Annotated in this window: 18 protein-coding genes and 2 tRNA genes; 9 read left to right on the forward strand and 11 right to left on the reverse strand. The window is 63.4% G+C overall.

Features of this window, described 5'->3' with window-relative positions:
• Positions 1-2: 2 nt before the first annotated feature.
• The gene (locus tag NKI88_RS07855; protein WP_352654505.1) at positions 3-1,187 is read right to left on the reverse strand and encodes a flavin-containing monooxygenase; all 1,185 of its coding nucleotides are present in this window, start codon (positions 1,185-1,187) and stop codon (positions 3-5) included.
• A gap of 173 nt (positions 1,188-1,360) precedes the next feature.
• On the opposite strand from NKI88_RS07855, the gene NKI88_RS07860 reads away from it, so the two are divergent.
• The gene (locus NKI88_RS07860) at positions 1,361-1,666 is read left to right on the forward strand and encodes an ETC complex I subunit (RefSeq protein WP_023670294.1); all 306 of its coding nucleotides are present in this window, start codon (positions 1,361-1,363) and stop codon (positions 1,664-1,666) included.
• Between the two features lie 60 nt (positions 1,667-1,726).
• Positions 1,727-1,803: transfer RNA gene (locus NKI88_RS07865), tRNA-Arg, on the forward strand.
• A 20-nt stretch (positions 1,804-1,823) separates the two neighbouring features.
• Here the strand turns inward: NKI88_RS07865 and NKI88_RS07870 are convergent.
• Positions 1,824-1,897, reverse strand: a tRNA-Cys gene (locus NKI88_RS07870).
• Between the two features lie 130 nt (positions 1,898-2,027).
• On the opposite strand from NKI88_RS07870, the gene NKI88_RS07875 reads away from it, so the two are divergent.
• On the forward strand, positions 2,028-2,363 hold the full coding sequence (locus NKI88_RS07875; protein WP_352654507.1) for an antibiotic biosynthesis monooxygenase family protein: 336 nt from the start codon (positions 2,028-2,030) through the stop codon (positions 2,361-2,363).
• Entirely contained in the window at positions 2,363-3,253 is an 891-nt protein-coding gene (locus tag NKI88_RS07880) for an alpha/beta fold hydrolase (RefSeq protein WP_023684769.1), read from the forward strand. The genes NKI88_RS07875 and NKI88_RS07880 overlap by 1 nt, the downstream gene beginning before the upstream one ends.
• A gap of 46 nt (positions 3,254-3,299) precedes the next feature.
• Here NKI88_RS07880 and NKI88_RS07885 read toward each other — a convergent pair whose 3' ends face one another.
• From NKI88_RS07885 to NKI88_RS07910, 6 genes are all read right to left on the reverse strand, one after another.
• Positions 3,300-3,914: a LysE family translocator gene (locus NKI88_RS07885; protein ID WP_245261757.1), complete on the reverse strand. Its 615-nt coding sequence runs from the start codon at positions 3,912-3,914 to the stop codon at positions 3,300-3,302.
• Between the two features lie 107 nt (positions 3,915-4,021).
• Positions 4,022-4,828 carry an ABC transporter permease gene (locus NKI88_RS07890; RefSeq protein ID WP_023742344.1) on the reverse strand — a complete coding sequence of 269 codons (807 nt, stop codon included), beginning with the start codon at positions 4,826-4,828 and terminating at the stop codon, positions 4,022-4,024.
• Positions 4,828-5,661, reverse strand: coding sequence for an ABC transporter permease (locus NKI88_RS07895; protein ID WP_023670301.1), 834 nt, complete (start codon positions 5,659-5,661; stop codon positions 4,828-4,830). Before NKI88_RS07895 ends, NKI88_RS07890 begins: the two co-directional genes overlap by 1 nt.
• A gap of 21 nt (positions 5,662-5,682) precedes the next feature.
• A complete protein-coding gene (locus NKI88_RS07900) occupies positions 5,683-6,798 on the reverse strand; it encodes an ABC transporter substrate-binding protein (protein WP_023689052.1) in 1,116 nt (371 codons plus the stop codon).
• 82 nt (positions 6,799-6,880) lie between these two features.
• Complete coding sequence (locus tag NKI88_RS07905) at positions 6,881-7,972, reverse strand: ABC transporter ATP-binding protein (RefSeq protein WP_023824105.1); 1,092 nt, start codon at positions 7,970-7,972, stop codon at positions 6,881-6,883.
• Between the two features lie 102 nt (positions 7,973-8,074).
• Positions 8,075-8,971: a LysR substrate-binding domain-containing protein gene (locus NKI88_RS07910; protein WP_023705214.1), complete on the reverse strand. Its 897-nt coding sequence runs from the start codon at positions 8,969-8,971 to the stop codon at positions 8,075-8,077.
• Between the two features lie 83 nt (positions 8,972-9,054).
• Between NKI88_RS07910 and NKI88_RS07915 the strand changes: the two genes are divergently transcribed.
• Positions 9,055-10,656, forward strand: a complete 1,602-nt coding sequence (locus NKI88_RS07915) for a zinc-binding metallopeptidase family protein (RefSeq protein WP_352654510.1) — start codon at positions 9,055-9,057, stop codon at positions 10,654-10,656.
• Positions 10,657-10,675: 19 nt separating this feature from the next.
• Positions 10,676-11,608 (forward strand): dimethylarginine dimethylaminohydrolase family protein, encoded by a 933-nt coding sequence (locus NKI88_RS07920; RefSeq protein WP_023711883.1) that lies wholly within the window; start codon positions 10,676-10,678, stop codon positions 11,606-11,608.
• A 159-nt stretch (positions 11,609-11,767) separates the two neighbouring features.
• Here NKI88_RS07920 and NKI88_RS07925 read toward each other — a convergent pair whose 3' ends face one another.
• The 3 genes from NKI88_RS07925 to NKI88_RS07935 all read right to left on the reverse strand — a co-directional run bounded on the left by NKI88_RS07925 (position 11,768) and on the right by NKI88_RS07935 (position 13,402).
• Positions 11,768-12,061 carry a hypothetical protein gene (locus NKI88_RS07925; RefSeq protein ID WP_352654512.1) on the reverse strand — a complete coding sequence of 98 codons (294 nt, stop codon included), beginning with the start codon at positions 12,059-12,061 and terminating at the stop codon, positions 11,768-11,770.
• 237 nt (positions 12,062-12,298) lie between these two features.
• Positions 12,299-12,721, reverse strand: a complete 423-nt coding sequence (locus NKI88_RS07930; RefSeq protein ID WP_023684778.1) for a hypothetical protein — start codon at positions 12,719-12,721, stop codon at positions 12,299-12,301.
• Between the two features lie 129 nt (positions 12,722-12,850).
• Positions 12,851-13,402, reverse strand: coding sequence for a cytochrome c (locus tag NKI88_RS07935; protein WP_352654514.1), 552 nt, complete (start codon positions 13,400-13,402; stop codon positions 12,851-12,853).
• A gap of 482 nt (positions 13,403-13,884) precedes the next feature.
• On the opposite strand from NKI88_RS07935, the gene NKI88_RS07940 reads away from it, so the two are divergent.
• The 3 genes from NKI88_RS07940 to NKI88_RS07950 all read left to right on the forward strand — a co-directional run bounded on the left by NKI88_RS07940 (position 13,885) and on the right by NKI88_RS07950 (position 17,581).
• Entirely contained in the window at positions 13,885-15,447 is a 1,563-nt protein-coding gene (locus NKI88_RS07940; RefSeq protein WP_502909437.1) for a DUF2778 domain-containing protein, read from the forward strand.
• A 186-nt stretch (positions 15,448-15,633) separates the two neighbouring features.
• A complete protein-coding gene (locus NKI88_RS07945; protein ID WP_027048848.1) occupies positions 15,634-16,419 on the forward strand; it encodes a ThuA domain-containing protein in 786 nt (261 codons plus the stop codon).
• Positions 16,420-16,522: 103 nt separating this feature from the next.
• Positions 16,523-17,581: a Gfo/Idh/MocA family protein gene (locus tag NKI88_RS07950; protein ID WP_023684783.1), complete on the forward strand. Its 1,059-nt coding sequence runs from the start codon at positions 16,523-16,525 to the stop codon at positions 17,579-17,581.
• Positions 17,582-17,597 lie beyond the last annotated feature (16 nt).

Consider the following 17,597-nt stretch of genomic DNA (forward strand, 5'->3'; position numbering starts at 1 on the left):
CATCAAACGGGGCTTGGCGGTCTGCGCTCCCGCGCAATCCTGGCTGCGATCGCCTTGGCCTGGATGCGAGCATTGGCGAAGCAGCCGCGGATGCTTGGCCGCATGCCGGTGAACCACAGGCCCGGCAGTTTCGGGTCGCTGTCGGCGCCGTTGAACAGCGGCACGCCCTTTTGGTCGAGCACGCCGAGCTTGCCCAGCATGGCCTCGAGCCCGGTGCGGTAGCCGGTCGCGGCGATGACGATATCGGGCTGGATCGTCGCGCCATCGTCGAAAACGACCGTGTCGCCGGTAAATTCCCGCACGGTTGGCAGCACGATGATCCTGCGGTCCTTGATGGCATCGACGGCGCCGTCATCGGTGGCGATGGCGGTATAATCCGACGCCAGCCGGCTTGCGCCGCCCGAAGGCGTCGGCGGCAGGCCGTAGGCCGTGAGGTCGCCGAAGGCCCATCGCTGCGTCGCCGCCATCACCGCATCGGCGAGCTTGAACGGCAGCCGCGCCAGGATCGGCGAAAACCGGTGGACGGCGATCTGGCCGAGGCGCTTGGGCAGCAGTGCCGGACCGTTGCGCGCCGACAGCCAGATCTGTCCCGTGCCGGCTGCCGCCAGGTGATTGAGCACGTCGAAGCCGGAATTGCCGGCGCCGACGACCAGCACTTTCTTGCCCGCATAGGCCTTGGCGTCGCCGAATGCGGCCGAATGGATGATGCGTCCGGCAAAGGCCTTCATGCCTTTCCAGGCCGGGATGAAGGGCTGCCGGTCGCGCCCGGTGGCGATGACGACATGGCGCGCCAGCCGCGGCCCGGCACTGGTCCGCACAAGCCAGTGGTCGCCCTCGAAGCCTATCTCCTCGACCGCAATGCCGAACTCGACCGGCAGCCGGTGCATGGCGTGGAATTCGTTCAAATGGCCGATGATGGTGTTTCGGTGCGGAAAGGCAGGGGTGCCGGCAGGAAAGGAAACGCCCGGCAGCGCCGAAAGGTCGCGATGCGTGTTGAGATGCAGTCGCTCGTGCCGCCCGTGCCATGGCTCGGCCAGCCGGGCTTCCTTTTCCAACACCATCACAGGCAAGCCGGTCTTGAGCAGCGCATGGGCTGCGGTCAAGCCGGCTGCCCCGGCGCCGATCACGATCGCGCCGTCGAAAATCGCTTGGCTGTCGGCCTCGGCGTGCAAAATCCCTGCGTCCATGCCTCTTTGTGTCACCATCATGACCATGACTTTTGATGCTACGCCAGTGTATCGGGCCGATGCCGCTGCCGAAGCGGCCTGGTTGCAGGCCGCTTCGGCCTTGCCGTCGGCAGTGTTGCACAGTATTGACTGAAATAAGGCGGCGCTACCGCCAACGCAGCTACGAGGTGCCCATGTCCGCGCGAATTTTCAGCCCAGCCAAAACCGCGATGCAGTCCGGCAAGGCCAAGACCGGCCATTGGGTGCTGGAATTCGATCCCGCCCAACGCAAGAAGATCGACCCGCTGATGGGCTACACCACATCGGGCGACATGCTGAGCCAGATCAGGCTGACCTTCGACACCAGGGAAGAGGCGGTGGCCTATGCCGAAAAGCAGGGCCTGGCCTTCCGTGTCGAGGAGCCGAAAGAGACCAAGCGCCGGCAGATTTCCTATGCGGAAAATTTCCGCTATGACCGCAGGATACCCTGGACGCATTAACCGGCGGTCAGCGCCTGGCACATAGACACCAGCCGGCCAAGATATCAAATGCCGGCCAGCGGTCCCGTAGCTCAGCTGGATAGAGCACCGGCCTTCTAAGCCGATGGTCACAGGTTCGAATCCTGTCGGGATCGCCAACAACTTCAAAGAGATAGTGTGGAGGCCTGAGTGGGAATTGAACCCACTACGTCGGTTTTGCAGACCGATGCGTCACCGTCCCGCCCTCAGACCATGGCTCCTTGTGCATTGACCGCGACAGCTAGTCAACTTGGCCGGCCTCTGCTCGCAGGTTCGGACCGCGATCCGGCTGCCACCAGTCGAGATCTTCGGAACACGGCCGGCGCTCAGGTGTTTATGGCAGATGGCACCGAAAACCCCAACGATTGCGCGCATCTGGCGCGGCAGGACCTTGCCCGACAAGGCCGACGCCTATGAGCGCTACAATTACGAGGTCGGTATCAAGCCGCTGATCGAGAAAGCGCTGGGCGTGCAGACTTTTCGCGAGGACACGCCGACGCATTCGGAATTCATCACCATCTCCTATTGGGAGAGCGTCGAGGCGATGGCCGCCTTTACCGGCGGCGATCCGCAAAGCATCCACCATCTCGACCGCGACAAGGAGTTCCTGATCGAATTGCCGAAGGGTGTCCAGGTGCTGCGAATCCGTTCCAGCCACGGACTGGTTGGCGGCAGCTGATGTTTGCGGGCTTTGACGCCAGGACCGTTCAAATGGAGGAGACATCGATCTTCGTCAGGGCCGGTGGCTCAGGGCCGCCGCTGCTGCTCCTGCATGGCTTTCCCGAAACGCATGTTATGTGGCGGGACATCGCCGTGGCATTGGCGCCGCACTTCAGCGTGGTTGCCGCCGATCTGAGAGGCTACGGACAAAGCGGCTGTCCGGCTTCCGGAGCCAATCATGCCGCCTATTCCAAACGAGCGATGGCGCGCGACATGGTGCAGGTTATGGACGTTCTCGGTTTCGACCGTTTCATGGTTGCCGGCCACGACCGTGGCGGTCGCGTCGCCTACCGGCTGGCGCTCGACCATCCCGAAACCGTGTCGAAAGTCGCCGTTCTCGACATCGTCCCCACGGCCTCCGCCTGGGATCGGGCCGATGCCAGGTTGGCGCTGGCCTTCTGGCCGTGGAGCCTGCTCGCCCAGCCGGAACCGCTGCCGGAGCGCCTGTTGTCCGCAGCACCCGACGCAGTTGTCGACAATGCGATCGCCGGCTGGGGCTCGGCTCCAGATGCTTTTCCCGCTGAGGTCAGGGCCGCCTATATCGAGGCGCTGCGTGATCCCGCCCATGCCCACGCCATCTGCGAGGAATATCGCGCCGCCGCCGGCATCGACCGCGAGCACGACGCGCAGGACCAGGCTGATGGCTGTCGCATCAGATGCCCGCTGCTTGCGCTCTGGAGCGGCGAGGGCGGGTTGGAGAACTGGTATGCGGAGGAGGGCGGCCCGTTGGCGATCTGGCGGCAATGGGCTGATAACGTCGGAGGCGGCTCGGTCAAGGGTGGGCATTTCTTCCCGGAAGAGCACCCCGAAGACACGGCTGCAAGGCTGTCGAGATTCTTCGCAAGCTGACTGCGGGCCGATTGCTAAAATCCGGGCCTGTGTGTTCCTGTGTCGACTATCTCAGATGGCCGAGGGATTGCAGGATCAAAGTGCTCGAAAGACCAAGCAGGGCGATACCGTAAAACCGGTCGATCCACACGGCGTTTGGCCCAGCCAGAAGCCTTGCAGCCCGCGCGCCAAGGGCTGCGTAAAACGTCAGCACAAACACATCGGCAAGCGCGGCGATAATGGCCAGGATGCCATACTGGATCGCGATCGGCTCATCCACGCGGACAAAATGCGGCAGGATCGCGGGGAAAAGCAGCCAGGCCGCCGGATTTGTGACCGCCACCAGGAAGCAGCGCCCAATGAGTGCCTTGGCTGAATGGCGTGTTTCGGGAAGGTTAGGGTTGAACGAAGGTCGGGATGCGGTGCGCAGGGTACCGATGGCGACGAAAAGCAGATAGCCCGCGCCGAACATCCTGAGAGCCGAGAGATAGAATTCCGAAGCCAGCAGAAGAGCGCCGAAGCCCAGCGCGACGATGCTGATAAGAACGAAATCAGACAGTACGACGCCGGCCATGCCGAGAAACGCGCGTCGAAAACCGTAGCGGGAGCCGTTGGTGATGGCGAGCACGACGTCCGGTCCCGGAACCGCCATTCCGAGCACCGACACAAAGGCAAATGTCACCAGCGGCAGGTTTCCCATGACGCCGCGTAATGTACCCGGCGCTCACCGTCCGTAACGCCCTTCACACAGCGGCTTGGCTATCGCCGATTGTTGTTGGCCACCTTGGCTCAGTGCCCGCCGCGCATCTTCACCACCACAGTCCTCACCGCCAGCACCAGCACGGTGATGATGATCAGGATCACCGAGAGCGCGGCGATCGCCGGGTCGATGTTGTCGCGCAGGCCCATCCACATCAGCCGCGGCAGCGTGATGGCGTTGACCGAGGTGATGAACAGGGTGACGCCGATCTCTTCCCAGGACAGCACGAAGGACAGCAGCGCGGCGGTGACGATGCCGAACTTGATGTTGGGCATGATGATGCGCGTGGCGCGTTCCCACACGCCGGCGCCAAGGCCGCGCGCGGCAAGGTCGATGCGGCGGTCGAGCTGGCTGAGCGAGACCAGGATCAGCACCGTGGCGAAAGGCACCGTCATCACCGAATGCGCCATGGCGACGCCGAGCCATGTGTCATAGCCGAAGAACGAACTCATGCCCGAGATCGACGTCAGCAGGAAGTAGAGCGTGATCGCCGAGACCACCGGCGGCACCACCATCGGCAACAGCACGAAGCCGACAAGGGCGGCGGTAAATCGCGGCTGGAACATCCAGGCGCCAAGGCTGAAGCACAGCGCCAGCACGGTGGAGATGACGCTGCTGACGATGCCGATGCGGATCGACAGCAGGATGGCGTCGAGCCAGCGCGGATCCTCGATCAGCGCGCGGTAGTGGCGCAGCGACAGTTCGCCCGTCGGCATAGCCAGCATGCGGCTTGGCGTCAGCGACACCGGGATGACCGCCAGCAGCGGCAGCAGCAGGAACAGTGCCACCAGCACGGCGAGGATCAGCGAGACGGGACCGGGGCGATAGGTCGGCATCAGATCAGTTGCTTCGGTCTGACATAGCGGAACAGCAGCGCCATGAGCGCGCCGACGAACAGCACCAGCACGACGCTGATCGCCGCACCCAGTCCCCAGTCGGGACTCTGGAAGATGCGGAGATAGATCAGCTCGGCGATCATCACGCTGCGGCCGCCGCCGAGGATCGCCGGCGTGACGAAGAAGCCGAGCGAGAACACGAACACGATCATCGCCGAACCGATGATGCCGGAGCGCGTCATCGGCACGAACACGGTCCAGAAGGTGCGCATGCGGCTGGAGCCGAGCCCGCGCGCCGCGAGCAGCACGCGCTCGTCGAGGCTGCGCATGGCGGAGGCCAGCGGGAACACCGCGAAGGGAATGAGGAAATGCGTCATGCCGACGATGACGCCGAACTCGTTGCGCACCAGCGCCAGCGGCTCGGAGATGAAGCCGATCGATTGCAGCCAGGTGTTGATCAGGCCGCGGTTGGACAAAAGCGCCACCCAGCCGAAGGCGCGGGTAAGCACCGAGATCCAGAAGGGGACGAGAATGCAGAATTCAGCGATTATGCGCTGTGCCGGGCTGCCGCGCACCCACACCATGGTGATGGCGTATGCCGCCGCCACGGAAACCACGGTGACGATCAGCGCGATGCGCAGCGTGCGGATGAACACAGACTGCACCAGGGCATCGGTGGCGAGCGCGCCATACTGGCCGAGCCCCGGTGTCGGCAAGGTGACGCTCCACTTGACGACGCCGAGGAACGGCCAGGCGTAGGCCAGCACAAGGAACAGGAGCAGCGGCGCCATCAGCACCGCCGCGCCCATCCTGTCGGAGAGGGTGCCTCTCATCGAAGCTCGTGCCCGGCCTGGTCAGGCCGAGATGATCTTGGTGTATTCGTCGAGTGCTGCCCCGTAATTCTTGGCGTACCAGTCCATGTCGAGCGCGATCTGCTTCTTCATGTTTTCGGGATCGACCGGGTTGATGCGCTTCTTGTCGGCGGGGATCAGCGCATCGGCGGCCGGATTGGCCGGACCCTGTCCGAGCTTGTCGAACATCACCAGCTGCTTTTGCGGATCCTGGGCGCTGGCGATGAACTTCATCGCTGCGTCCTTGCCGCCGGGGTTGCCCTTGAGCACGGCCAGCGCGCCGGGCGAAATCAGGCCCTGATCCCAGATGAACTTGATCTTGCCGCCCGAGTCCTGCTCGATCAGCGAGGCGCGGGTCGACCACACGATCGCCATCGAGGCTTCGCCGTTGAGCAGCACGCTCTGGCTCTCGGCGCCGCCGCCCCAGTAAGCCACGACGTTTTCCTTGAAAGCGGCGATCTTGTCATGCGCTCGCTTCAGGTCGAGCGGGTAGAGCGAGGCCGGCGCGATGCCGTCTGCAAGCAGCGCTGCTTCCCAACTCGACACGCCCCATTTGTAGAGCGAGCGCTTGCCCGGAAACTTCTTCACGTCGAAGAAGTCGGCCATGCCGGTCGGCGCGTCCTTGCCGTATTTCTCGGAATCATAGGCGATGACATAGGAGAAGAAATAGGTCGACGCCGCGTATTCCCAGCCGAACCCCTCGCGCATCTTCTTCTTGTCGACGATGGCGTAGTCGATCGGCTCGAGCGCACCCTGCGCGCCGAGCGTGATGGCCGAGAACGGGTCGACGTCGACAAGGTCCCAGGTCGGCGCGCCGCTCTTGAACTGTGCGGCAATCGCGCCTTCGGTCGGGCCCGAACCGTCCATCTTGACGGTGATGCCGGTTTCCTTGGTGAAGGCCTGGCCGTAGGCGGCGTCATAAGCGGTAAGGGCATCGCCACCCCAGTTGACCAGCACCAGCTCCTTGGCCTGCGCAAAGGCACCGGTCGAGCGCAGCAGCATCGGTGTGCCGGCCAGCACGAGGGCTGCAAGCTGGGTGAATTGCCGGCGCGAAATCTCGCCGCGCACAGCCCGGGCGGTCAGCCCGTCCATGGCTTGTTTTTTGCTTTGGTTTGTCATTTTAGTTCCCCTTTTTCGTTTTGGTTCCGGTGGTTATGGCGCGCTCCAGATTCTTTGCTGGAAGACTTCGCCGTTCTCGTCGTCATCCTCCGTCCGGAAGGAGGAAACCCTTTTCCGCCGGCCATGTCAGCCAGACGGAATTGCCTTTGCTGAGTGCAGCCGCCGCGACCTCGTTCGGCACCGAGACGGTCACCTTGGCGCCCTGGCGTGTCGTCAGATCGAGTTTGGTCGCCGCACCCAGATAGGTCGAGCCGATGGCGGTGGCGGCAATGCCGTTCTCGCCGGCGGCGGCTTCGCGCGTGATCGACATATGTTCGGGCCGGATCGCCAATATGGCATCGCCACGGACTTTCTCGGCCTTGCAGAGCATGTTGACCGCGCGGTCCTCGCAGAGGCCCGTCGAGCCATTGTCGGCGGGCTTGACCCCCTTCAACGGCAGCATGTTGATCTCGCCAAGGAACTCGGCGACGAAGCGGTTGTCCGGCCGGTCGTAGACCTCGTCCGGCGCTCCGACCTGCAGCAATTTTCCGTGGTTGAAGATGGCGACGCGCGACGACAGCGCCAGCGCCTCGCTCTGGTCGTGGGTGACGAAGACGAAGGTGGTGCCGGTCTCCTGATGCAGCCGCTTCATCTCGGCCTGCATCTGGCCGCGCAGGCTCTTGTCGAGCGCCGAGAACGGCTCGTCGAGGAGCAGCACGCCGGGTTCGAACACCAAAGCGCGGGCCAACGCCACGCGCTGCTGCTGGCCGCCGGAAAGCTGCGCCGGCAGTTTCGTCTCATGGCCCTTGAGGCCGACGCGCTCGATCATCTCGGCAACGCGGCGCTTGATCTCGGAAGCCGATTTCTTGCGTACCTTGAGCGGGAAAGCGATGTTGGCTTCGACCGACATATGCGGAAACAGCGCATAACCTTGGAACACCATGCCGGCGGCACGCTGCTCGGCCGGCCGTTCGGTGATATCGACGCCGTCGCTGAAAAGCCTGCCGACGGTGGGCTGCACGAAGCCGGCCAGAATCATCAGGAAGGTGGTCTTGCCGGAACCCGAGGGGCCGAGCAGCGTCAAAAACTCGCCGCGGCCGATATTGAGCGTCAGATCGTCCAGCGCCTGGAACGAGCCGAAGCTCTTGCCGATCCCGATTGCCTTGATCTCTGCGGCCCGGCCGGGTTGCTGCATCCTGCCTCTTCCTTGATCGTGGCTTGAGCGTAGGGCAGTGCGCCGGCTCACCGCAACCGAATAGTTTTCGCCTGATCGGCAAATTTGATTCACGGATGGGGGCTAGTACGGGCTGATCCGGTTCTCCGACAGCTTCGACCTCAACCACCCATTGAATGCTTCCAGCACCGGGTGGCTGGCCTTGGCATGTTCCGACACCAGGAAATACGAGCGCGGCGAGGGGATCGCGATGTCGAAGGGGCGCACCAGACGGCCTTCGCTGAGCGCGCGGCGGCTGGTCAGTTCGTCGCCCATTGCGATGCCTTGTCCGGCGATCGCCGCGGAGAAGACGAGGTTCATGTCCGAGAAGAAGATACCGCTTTCGGTGTCGGGGTTTTCCACCTTGGACAGCGCCAGCCAGCGCGCCCAGTCCTCGGTGTCGCCGAGATGCAGGAGATTGGCGCGCAGCACGTCGGCCGGTTTTGAAAAGCCGCCGACCTTGTTGAGCAGTGTCGGGCTGCAAAGTGGCGTGAACGAGATTTCGCACAGCAACTCCACCGAGCGGTTCGGCCAGTTGCCGACGCCGAAGGCAATGAAGGCATCGGCGTCCGGATTGCTGACATCGTCCAGCCGCCGCGGCGTCAGGATCGACAGCGCCACGTCTGGATACATCTGCCGGAACTCGCCGATGTGCGTGCACAGGAACAGAGAGGCGAAGCCCGGCGTGCAGGAAACGGCGAACGAACCGCCGACGCCCGTGCCGGCCTGGCGCGTCACCGCATCGCCGAGCACCGTCAGCGCCTTTCTCACATCGGCGGCATAGCGCTGGCCGCGCGGTGTCAGCGCCACGCCCTTGCCGATGCGCTCCAGCAGGTCGAAGCCGAGGTCGCGTTCGAGCAGCCGCAACTGATGGCTGACGGCGCTGCGGGTCAAATGCAGTTCATCGGCTGCGCGCCAGACACTGCCGTGACGGGCAAAACTGTCGAGGGCGCGCAGCGCCTGTGTGGAAGGTATTCGCAAGAGGCCTCAGGTGAACCGAATTTGCATGAACCGGAAAAACATATCACTTTTTGCAATGCCGCTTCACTGCTTTCTTGGGCCGCATGGAGAAACCGGTGACGACCTCGGCGCAAGCCACCGCGCTTGCCTGTCTCGATAGCATCCAGCCGTCGCTGTCGGCGTGGACGCGCACCATTTTCGATTTCGGCGAAACAGCCTGGCGCGAATACCAGTCGGCGGCCTGGTATGTCGCGCGGCTGAAGCATGAGGGCTTTTCGGTCGAGGAAGGGTCGGCCGGCATGCCGACCGCCTTTTGCGCCCACTGGACGAACGGCCCGGGGCCGACCATCGGCATGTACGGCGAATACGACGCCGTGCCCGGCAACTGCCAGGACGCGGCAACGGTGAAGCGATCGCGGCCGGGCCTCGGCAGCGAGGCCGGCGGCCACACCGATCCGCATTCCGGGCTTGGCATTGCCGGCCTCGGCGGACTTCTCGCCACCAAGGCGGCAATGCAACGCCACGGCATCGAGGGGACGTTGCGCTTCACCGGCGAGCCGGCCGAGAAGGTCAGGGGCTCGAAGCCGATCCATGCGGCCAAGGGCTACTATGACGGCCTTGCCGGCATGATCTCCTTCCACCCCTTCTATATGCTGCCGCTCTGCAACACGGCGCGCTGGGACACGCATTGCGGCGCGGCCTACGCGATGATCTACCGTTTTGTCTGCGACGAACCCGAAAACTGGGTTCGCGCAAGCGATGGCGCGCCGATCCCGCAGGCGCATTCGGCGGTGCGGGCGCCCGGTGCCAATGACGCGCTGATGACGATGTACATGACCTCCAAGGCGCTGCGCGATTCCATGCTGCCTCACCAGGGCGGCTGGTCGATCAGCGAGGCGATCCTCACCGCCGGGCAGGCGACCGCCGACAATCTGCCGGCGGGGCTGGCCGAGATCCAGTACATGATCCGCGTGCCGACCATTGCCATGGCAGAGCAGGTCGCCGCGGTGCTCGACCGTAATGCGGCCGCGGCCGCGGCGATCAGCGGTTGTCGCTATGAGCGCCATTGGGTGTCGAAGTCGAGGCCGGGCCTCGCCAATCACGCCATGGCGGGGATTGCCTATGAGGCGCTGTCCACCGTTGGCGCTCCGAGCTGGGACGAGGCGGCGAAAGCGATCGGTCGCGAGGTCCAGGTCAATGCCGGCGGCACCGCGACCGACAACCCTTTCATCGACGAGATGGAGCGGCTGGTTGCGCCGCAAGAGGCCGAGGCAATCCTGCGCCGCGATTTGCCTCCGTCGCAGATCAACTCGACCTCCGACGACTACACCGACATGTCGTGGCACACGCCGACCGCACGCTTCTATGTCGCTCGCCCGGCGCTGCGCTCGGCGAATGGCCATGCCTATCCATCCTGGGCGATGAACGCGCTGGGCGGTATCTCGGCCACCATTGACCCGATGGTCATTTGCGCCGCCAAGACGGTTGCGCTTGCAGCCCTCCGCCTGCTCGAGGACAAGTCCGCGCGTGATGCAGCCATGGACGAATTCGTCACCTGCACCGGCGGCGGCATTGGTGGCTCCAACTGGATCGCGCCGCTTTGCGACTATGACCCGCCGATCAATTTCCGCTGGCCGGAATATATCACCACCGCGCGCGGACGCGATTGGTGGATTCCGAGCAGCCAATCCAATCAAGCTGCATAGTCAAATCGAGGAGAACCTTATGACCGTCCATGATCGCATCATCGCCGAACCGTTCTCGCTGCAGCGCCGCAATCCCGCCGGCGGCACCAAGCCGCTGACATCATGGGGCTTTGCCAACGAGACCGACGTGCTGACAGACGTGTTGCTCGGCTCGCCAAACTTCCTGCGTCACCTCTCGACCAGCTCGCTCTCGCGCAAGCATTTGCGCGAAGCGCCCTGCAACGTTCAGATCGCCCAGGCGCAGCACAAGGACCTCGTCGCCGCCTATGAGCATTTCGGCGTCAACATCCACTGGCACGAGCCGACGCCGGAACTGCCGATGCAGGTCTATTCCAGAGACTCCAGCGTCATGACGCCCTACGGCGCCTTCATCACCGCCATGGCCAATTGGTGGCGGCGCGGCGAGAACTATGCCGCCATCCGCACCTATGAAAAGCTCGGCATCCCCATCTACGACATGGTCACGGCTGGCACCTTCGAAGGCGGCGACTTCAACGTCATCGAGGAGGGCGTGGTGCTGATCGGCTGCGGCGGCGCCCGCACGCAGGAAGAGGGCGCCCGGCAGGTGCAGGACTGGTTCGAAAAGGAAGGCTGGGAAACGCGCCTCGCCTTCATCGACGAATACTATGTCCATATCGACCTGATGGTGGTGCCGATCGCTGAAAAGCTCACCGCGGTGTGCCTCGCCTGCACCGAGCCCGGCATTGTCGACTGGCTGAAGGGCAAGGGCCACGAGATCATCGACGTGCCCTTCCAGGACACGATGGCGCTCGGCTGCAACTTCATGTCGCTCGGCAAGGACAGGGTGATCGCGCCGACGTCGAGCCAGTCGCTGATCGGCCAACTCAAAGCGCGCGGCTTCGAGGTTGCTGCCGTCGACATGAGCGAGATTTCCAAGACCGGCGGCGGCATTCACTGCATGGCGCAGGCGCTGAAGCGCGAGCCGGCGTAACGGCACGAATTGCCGCCGGGACCTGTGACGGACTGCTGCCAGATTTGACAAAACAGGCCTGGCAGAGGAAATTGATGCCATTAGAGGAGGGATTCTGTGAAGAAAACTTACGAAAAGCCGAGTCTGGCCAAAGCCGGCAAACTCGGATCGCTGGTCGCTTCAAACCCGTCGAAGCCCGCCCCCTGAGCGCAACCAGCCGCTGAAGGCCGAAATTCGGTCGTCCTGGTTATCGGCGACCGGATCGCGCTGTATGATTGAAGGGAGCCCGCCGGCTTTGAACGGCGGGCTTTTGCTTTGCGCCAGAGCGCTGCCGCGTCTGCCGGCTAGTCCAATCTGCCCGAACCTGAATTGAACTTGCTCCGGGCGTTTTCCAGATGCGCGGCGCTCGATCGCCTCGAACACCGCCTGGTGGCCGGCAAAACTCCTGCGGTTTTCGATCTCCGTATTGGCCACGTGGATGCGCTGGTTGATCAGCCATTCGACCTAGCCGATGATTTGAAAACCAAGCCAGCTTCCCCAAAAGATCATGCCCAAACAAAGCCATAGCGCGAAGACCACATGGGCGCCGTTCCCGCCCGCTCGGCGATTAGGGAGTGGCTGGCGTGAGATGGCCGCGCTGACGACGGAACGAGATCGCCTCGTCTGGCCGGCCGGACTCGCGACGGCGTGGTCCGGCCGGAATTCCATCTGCTATGCGGGTATCAATACGGCGATGCGATGCACGCCGACCTCCTTGCTTGTATTCGTCGCTTCATCGGTCTTGCCCTTGGAGCAGGTGTACATATCACCCGTCTTGAGCTTGAATTCCTTGTCCGCTTTCTTGATCGTGAATGCACCTGAGGTAATGGTGCACACCATGTCGTTGTCCATCACGGTTTGAGGAGCATGTGCTCCGGGCTGAAACACAACGTCGATAATTGCGATGCTCTTGTAGGCGGGAATGTCTGCATTGCCGGTGCCGACCTCCACCACCCTGACACCGGGCGCAATCTCCTTGCCCTCTTTCGGGCCGTATTTCTTGATTTTTGCCGATGCCGCCAAGGTGAACAAAGGCGCTACCGCGGCGGTCGTCAGACCGAGGGCAATTGCAGACCTGCGATTCATGGTTTTCATTGCATCCTCCCGATGCTCGTCATGCATGGATATGCACGACCGGCGATATATTAGCACAAACGAATTTACTTGTATGCAAAGTGACTGTGGCGCAGGCCAGTAAGAAATGCTCCGCCGGATAATGTCGCTTCACTGTACCTTTTGCCGGAATTTCGAATGACAGGTCGAGCAATCCTGCAGGATGAGATGCAGGATATGCTCCGCCGGCAGTTTGGTCGGATCGGCTTCCTCTGGAATCGAGCGCTTGCCGAGCAGGCTGCCGCCGCCCATCGCCAGGCCGGTGCCCATGCGCATGTCATCGGTGATGACGGCCGGCGCGCTTTCGGCCTTGGCCGCCAGAGCGTCGGCCAGCGTTCCGATATGATTTGCCAGGGCCTCGAATTCCGCCCGTGACTGATCGATCTCCAGCCTGGCCTGCGAAGGCGGTCCAAGCGAGCCGCTCGGAAATTCGGCAATCAGGGCAGGGCCGATGCGCGCGCGCAGCGTGTCCGCTGCCGCCTTGAAGGCTGCCGCGTCATAGGCTTGCCTGCGGTCGAACATGCCGGCAATGGTTTTCGCAGCCGCCGCCATCTCCTTCAACGACGCCTGGCGGGCCGCGACGATCGGTCCGCTGCCGACGGAGGCGCCCATCGTAAGGGCACAGACCAGCCACAGCAGCGCCGCTTTCACAGTCCATCTCACGGCGCCATGTCCTTGCCCCATTCATCCGTGCTCAGCCAGCCGCAGCAGGGGTTCGACCTGCAGTCGGATTCTTCGGTCGTGATGCCGGTTCTCATCGGTAAATTTCCGTCGCCGGAGGTCTCCGTCTCTGAGCAGATAGACCTTCCAGCCACCGGAAGGTCAACTGATTGAGAAGGCCGATCAGCGGGCAATCAGCACAGGCTTGCAGCAAGCTGACGCAGCGTTTCCTTGACTTGGATCGCAAAAACGGGCAGCAAGGCGGGGGTGAGGGAGAGCATTCTACCGTGGCGCAGACCATGGAGTGCTCTTTTTTTCGTATCAGGCGCCGCATAATCGGTGGCTGATGGAGGGATTGGTTAACCAACTTTGTCCATCTTTTGATTCAATCGGCAACAGACGCGAAAGGTGCAGGGGGCACCAGCGAACTGTGGATGTCACGGATGCGAGGGTCGCAAGCCTGCATGCCGATTGAGAGTGGTTGTATGGCGTTTTTGCGTTTGAAAGACCGGGGCGATACTCCTGAACGGGGTTTGACTTCGAAGAGATCCGGCCAGCGCTGGGTGGTGGTGCCGGTTGTCGGCGCGGCCTTGGCGCTGTGGTCGGTGGCAACCATGGCCGGCCTCTATTCGCTCGGCACCTCGCTCACCGCAGCCTCCAACAGCCTTCCGCACAGTCTGCTTCTGCCGAACGCAGCACTTGCCGATTCGCGCCGCAGCCTCGCCAATTCGTGGGCGCCGCGGCTTTCGGCGCAAAAATCACAGGCCTCGCTGCTCAGCCAATGCGACGCCGGCTGCGGGCATGCCGCCGCGAACTTCGCGCATGACGGCAAGATGGCGCGGCTGAAGCCGGCCACGCACGCTGTGGCCCCGAGCAGTGTCGCCTCAAACATTGCGCCAAACACCAGCGTCGCTCTCGCCACTTCGCGCGGCATGCGCTTCGACGGCGTGGTGGCCAAGGCAGAGCTGTCGCCGCAAAAGCTGGCTGCCGCCTTCGCCAAGGCCTCGAATGCGCCCTTCATGCTTGCCAGCCTTCCGGTCGCTGCCCGTTTCGCCGAAGTCCGGCTGCCCGATCAGCATGGCCCGGCCTCGGAACGCTTTGGGCCGGAAGTGGCTGAGATCGAACGCTCATCGCGCCTGGCGCTGGCGCTGGCCAACAGCTTGCCGGAAGACGCTGACATGCTGGCCCCGCCGCCGGCCGTTGAAGCAATCGCCGGAGGGCAGGATCCTGAGCAGGCCGAGGTTCAGGTCGCTTCGCTGCCGCCGCAGGACGATCTGCCCGACAACATTGCGTTGCCCGGTTGGCGTCCACGCGCCGAAACCGCTCAGCCTGCCGAGGCTCGGCAAGCCAGCAAGCCCAGGGCAGCCAAGCCACAGACCGACAGGACGGCCGAGAGCCCCGCACCCCAGTCGCCGGGCAATTCGTCGCCGCGCTCGCCCCGCAGTACTTCGGAGGTCGCCGCACTGCCTGGCGTGCCAGACAGCCAGAGCATCCAATCAAGCCGGATCAAGCCTGGCAAACGGTCGAAGACACAGGCCGGCGAGATGCTGGCCTATGCCAAGCCGGACGTCCCGGCGGGCGGTGTCGGTCGCGCCTTCAAGGATCTGTTCGCCACGCCCGGAATGGGCGGCGGCGTCGCCGTGTACGATATCTCGGCCAAGACCGTCTATATGCCGGACGGCTCGCGGCTGGAGGCCCATTCGGGGCTGGGTTCGATGGTCGACCAGCCGCGCTTCGTGCACAAGAAGAATGTCGGCCCGACGCCGCCCAACACCTATGATCTGCGACTGCGCGAATCCCGCTTCCATGGCGTCGAGGCGCTCCGTCTCACTCCCGTCAGCGGCGGCAACAAATACGGCCGCGACGGCCTGCTCGCCCACACCTACATGCTGCGCGGCGGCCGTGCGGAATCCAATGGCTGCGTCGTCTTCAAGGACTATGCCCGCTTCCTTGCTGCCTACAAGAAGGGCAAGATCAAACGCCTCGTCGTCGTGCCGCGCCTGACCAAGCCGCTGACGCGGGTCGCTCAGGAAGGCCGGGGAGCGTAAGGCAGTAGGCAGTAGGCAGTAGGCAGTAGGCAGTAGGCAGTAGGCAGTAGGCAGTAGGCCCAGGAGCGTCCATCGCCTGTTCCTTGTCTTTCTGCCCCTATTGCCTATTCCCCACTGCCTATTCCCTTTTCACCCCCAGGCAGACTATGAGTGACCCCTGCGGGTCGGCTTCACCACGAGGACATCATGACAATACGCGCTGTCGTTTGGGGCGAGAACATCCATGAGCGGACCAATGAGGTGGTCGCAGCCCTCTATCCCGAGGGCATGCACACGACCATCGCCAAGGCGCTGAATGCCGACAAGGCGATCTCCGCCTCGACCGCCACGCTCGAACAGCCCGAGCATGGCCTGCCCGAGGCGCGCTTGGCCGAGACCGACGTGCTGGTCTGGTGGGGCCACAAGGACCATGGCGCCGTTGCCGACGAGATCGTCGAGCGCGTCGCCCGCCGGGTCTTTGAAGGCATGGGGCTGATCGTTCTCCATTCCGGCCATTTCTCGAAAATCTTCAAGCGGCTGATGGGCACGCCCTGCACGCTGAAATGGCGCGAGGCGGGTGAGCGCGAGCGGCTCTGGGCGACCAGTCCCAGCCATCCGATCGCCGAAGGCGTCGGCGAATATTTCGAGCTCGAGAATGAAGAAATGTATGGCGAGCAGTTCGCCGTGCCCGAACCGCTGGAGACCGTCTTCATCTCCTGGTTCCAGGGCGGCGAGGTGTTCCGTTCTGGGCTGACCTATCGCCGCGGCGCCGGCAATGTCTTCTACTTCCGCCCGGGCCACGAGACCTATCCGACCTATCACGACGCCAATGTGCACAAGGTGCTGCGCAATGCGGTGAAGTGGGCGCACAATCCGCAGGGCACCAAGTCGGCGATCCTTGAGGCGCCGAACGTGCCGGTCGAGAAGGCGCTGGAGCCGATCGTCGAGCGCGGCGGCAAGCTGCACGCTTCGGGCGAGGCCGGCTTCCGCTAAAGCAAAATCCAGGAAAAAAGGCGTAGCGGTTTTCCGCATGGGTTTCCTAGACCGTATCTGCGCCATATGATTGAATCGAACCAATTCGCTCGGAGTGCAGAGAATGCGGCTTTTGATACTGGGTACCGGCTGGATGGCGCAGGAGCATGCCCGCCGCTTCGGCGGTATCGACGGCGTCGAGATCGTCGGTGCTGTCGACGTCGATGAAAAGCGCGTGGGCGAATTCGCCGACGGGTTCAAGATACCGAAGCGATTCACATCGCTGGAAGACGCGCTGGCGTGGGGCGAGTTCGATGCGGTCGCCAACGTCACGCCGGACCGCATTCACCACCCGACCACCATGGCGTTGATCGCGGCCGGCAAGCCGGTGCTGTGCGAAAAGCCGCTGGCCGAAGACTTCGGCAAGGCAAGCGAGATGGCCAAAGCGGCTGAGGCGGCCGGCATCGTCAACATGGTCAATCTCACCTATCGCAATGTCGCTGCCTTGCAGAAGGCGCGGCAGATGGTGCTGGCCGGCGAGATCGGCACCGTCCGCCACGTCGAGTCCTCCTATCTACAGAGCTGGCTGGTCTCGAAATTCTGGGGCGACTGGCGCACCGACCCGAAATGGCTGTGGCGGCTGTCGCGCGACCACGGCTCCAACGGCGTGCTCGGCGATGTCGGCATCCACATCCTCGATTTCGCCAGCTATGGCGCCGCACTCGACGTCGACCACGTGTTTTGCCGGCTGCGCACCTTCGACAAGGCGCCAGGCAACCGTATCGGCGAATACGACCTCGACGCCAATGACAGCTTCGCCATGACGCTGGATTTCTCCAACGGCGCCTTTGGCGTCGTTCACGCCAGCCGCTGGGCGACCGGCCACATCAACGAATTGCGCCTGCGCATCTATGGCGACAAGGGCGGCATCGAAGTCGTGCACAATCTCGAGGGTTCGGAACTGAAGGCGTGTGTCGGCGAGGATATCGAGAACGCCAAATGGCAGGTGCTCGACGCCGGCACGGTGCCGACCAATTACCAGCGCTTCGTCGATGCGGTTCGCAGCGGCGTGCAGGCCGAGCCTTCATTCCACCATGCCGCCGAACTGCAGAAGGTGCTGGATCTAGCCATGGTTTCGGAACAGAAGCGGACGGAACTGAGGGCCAGCGCCGATACGCAGTGATGTGAAGGGGAGGAAG

It is taken from the genome of Mesorhizobium sp. M0317, from assembly GCF_040321555.1.
Classification (GTDB): Bacteria; Pseudomonadota; Alphaproteobacteria; order Rhizobiales; family Rhizobiaceae; genus Mesorhizobium.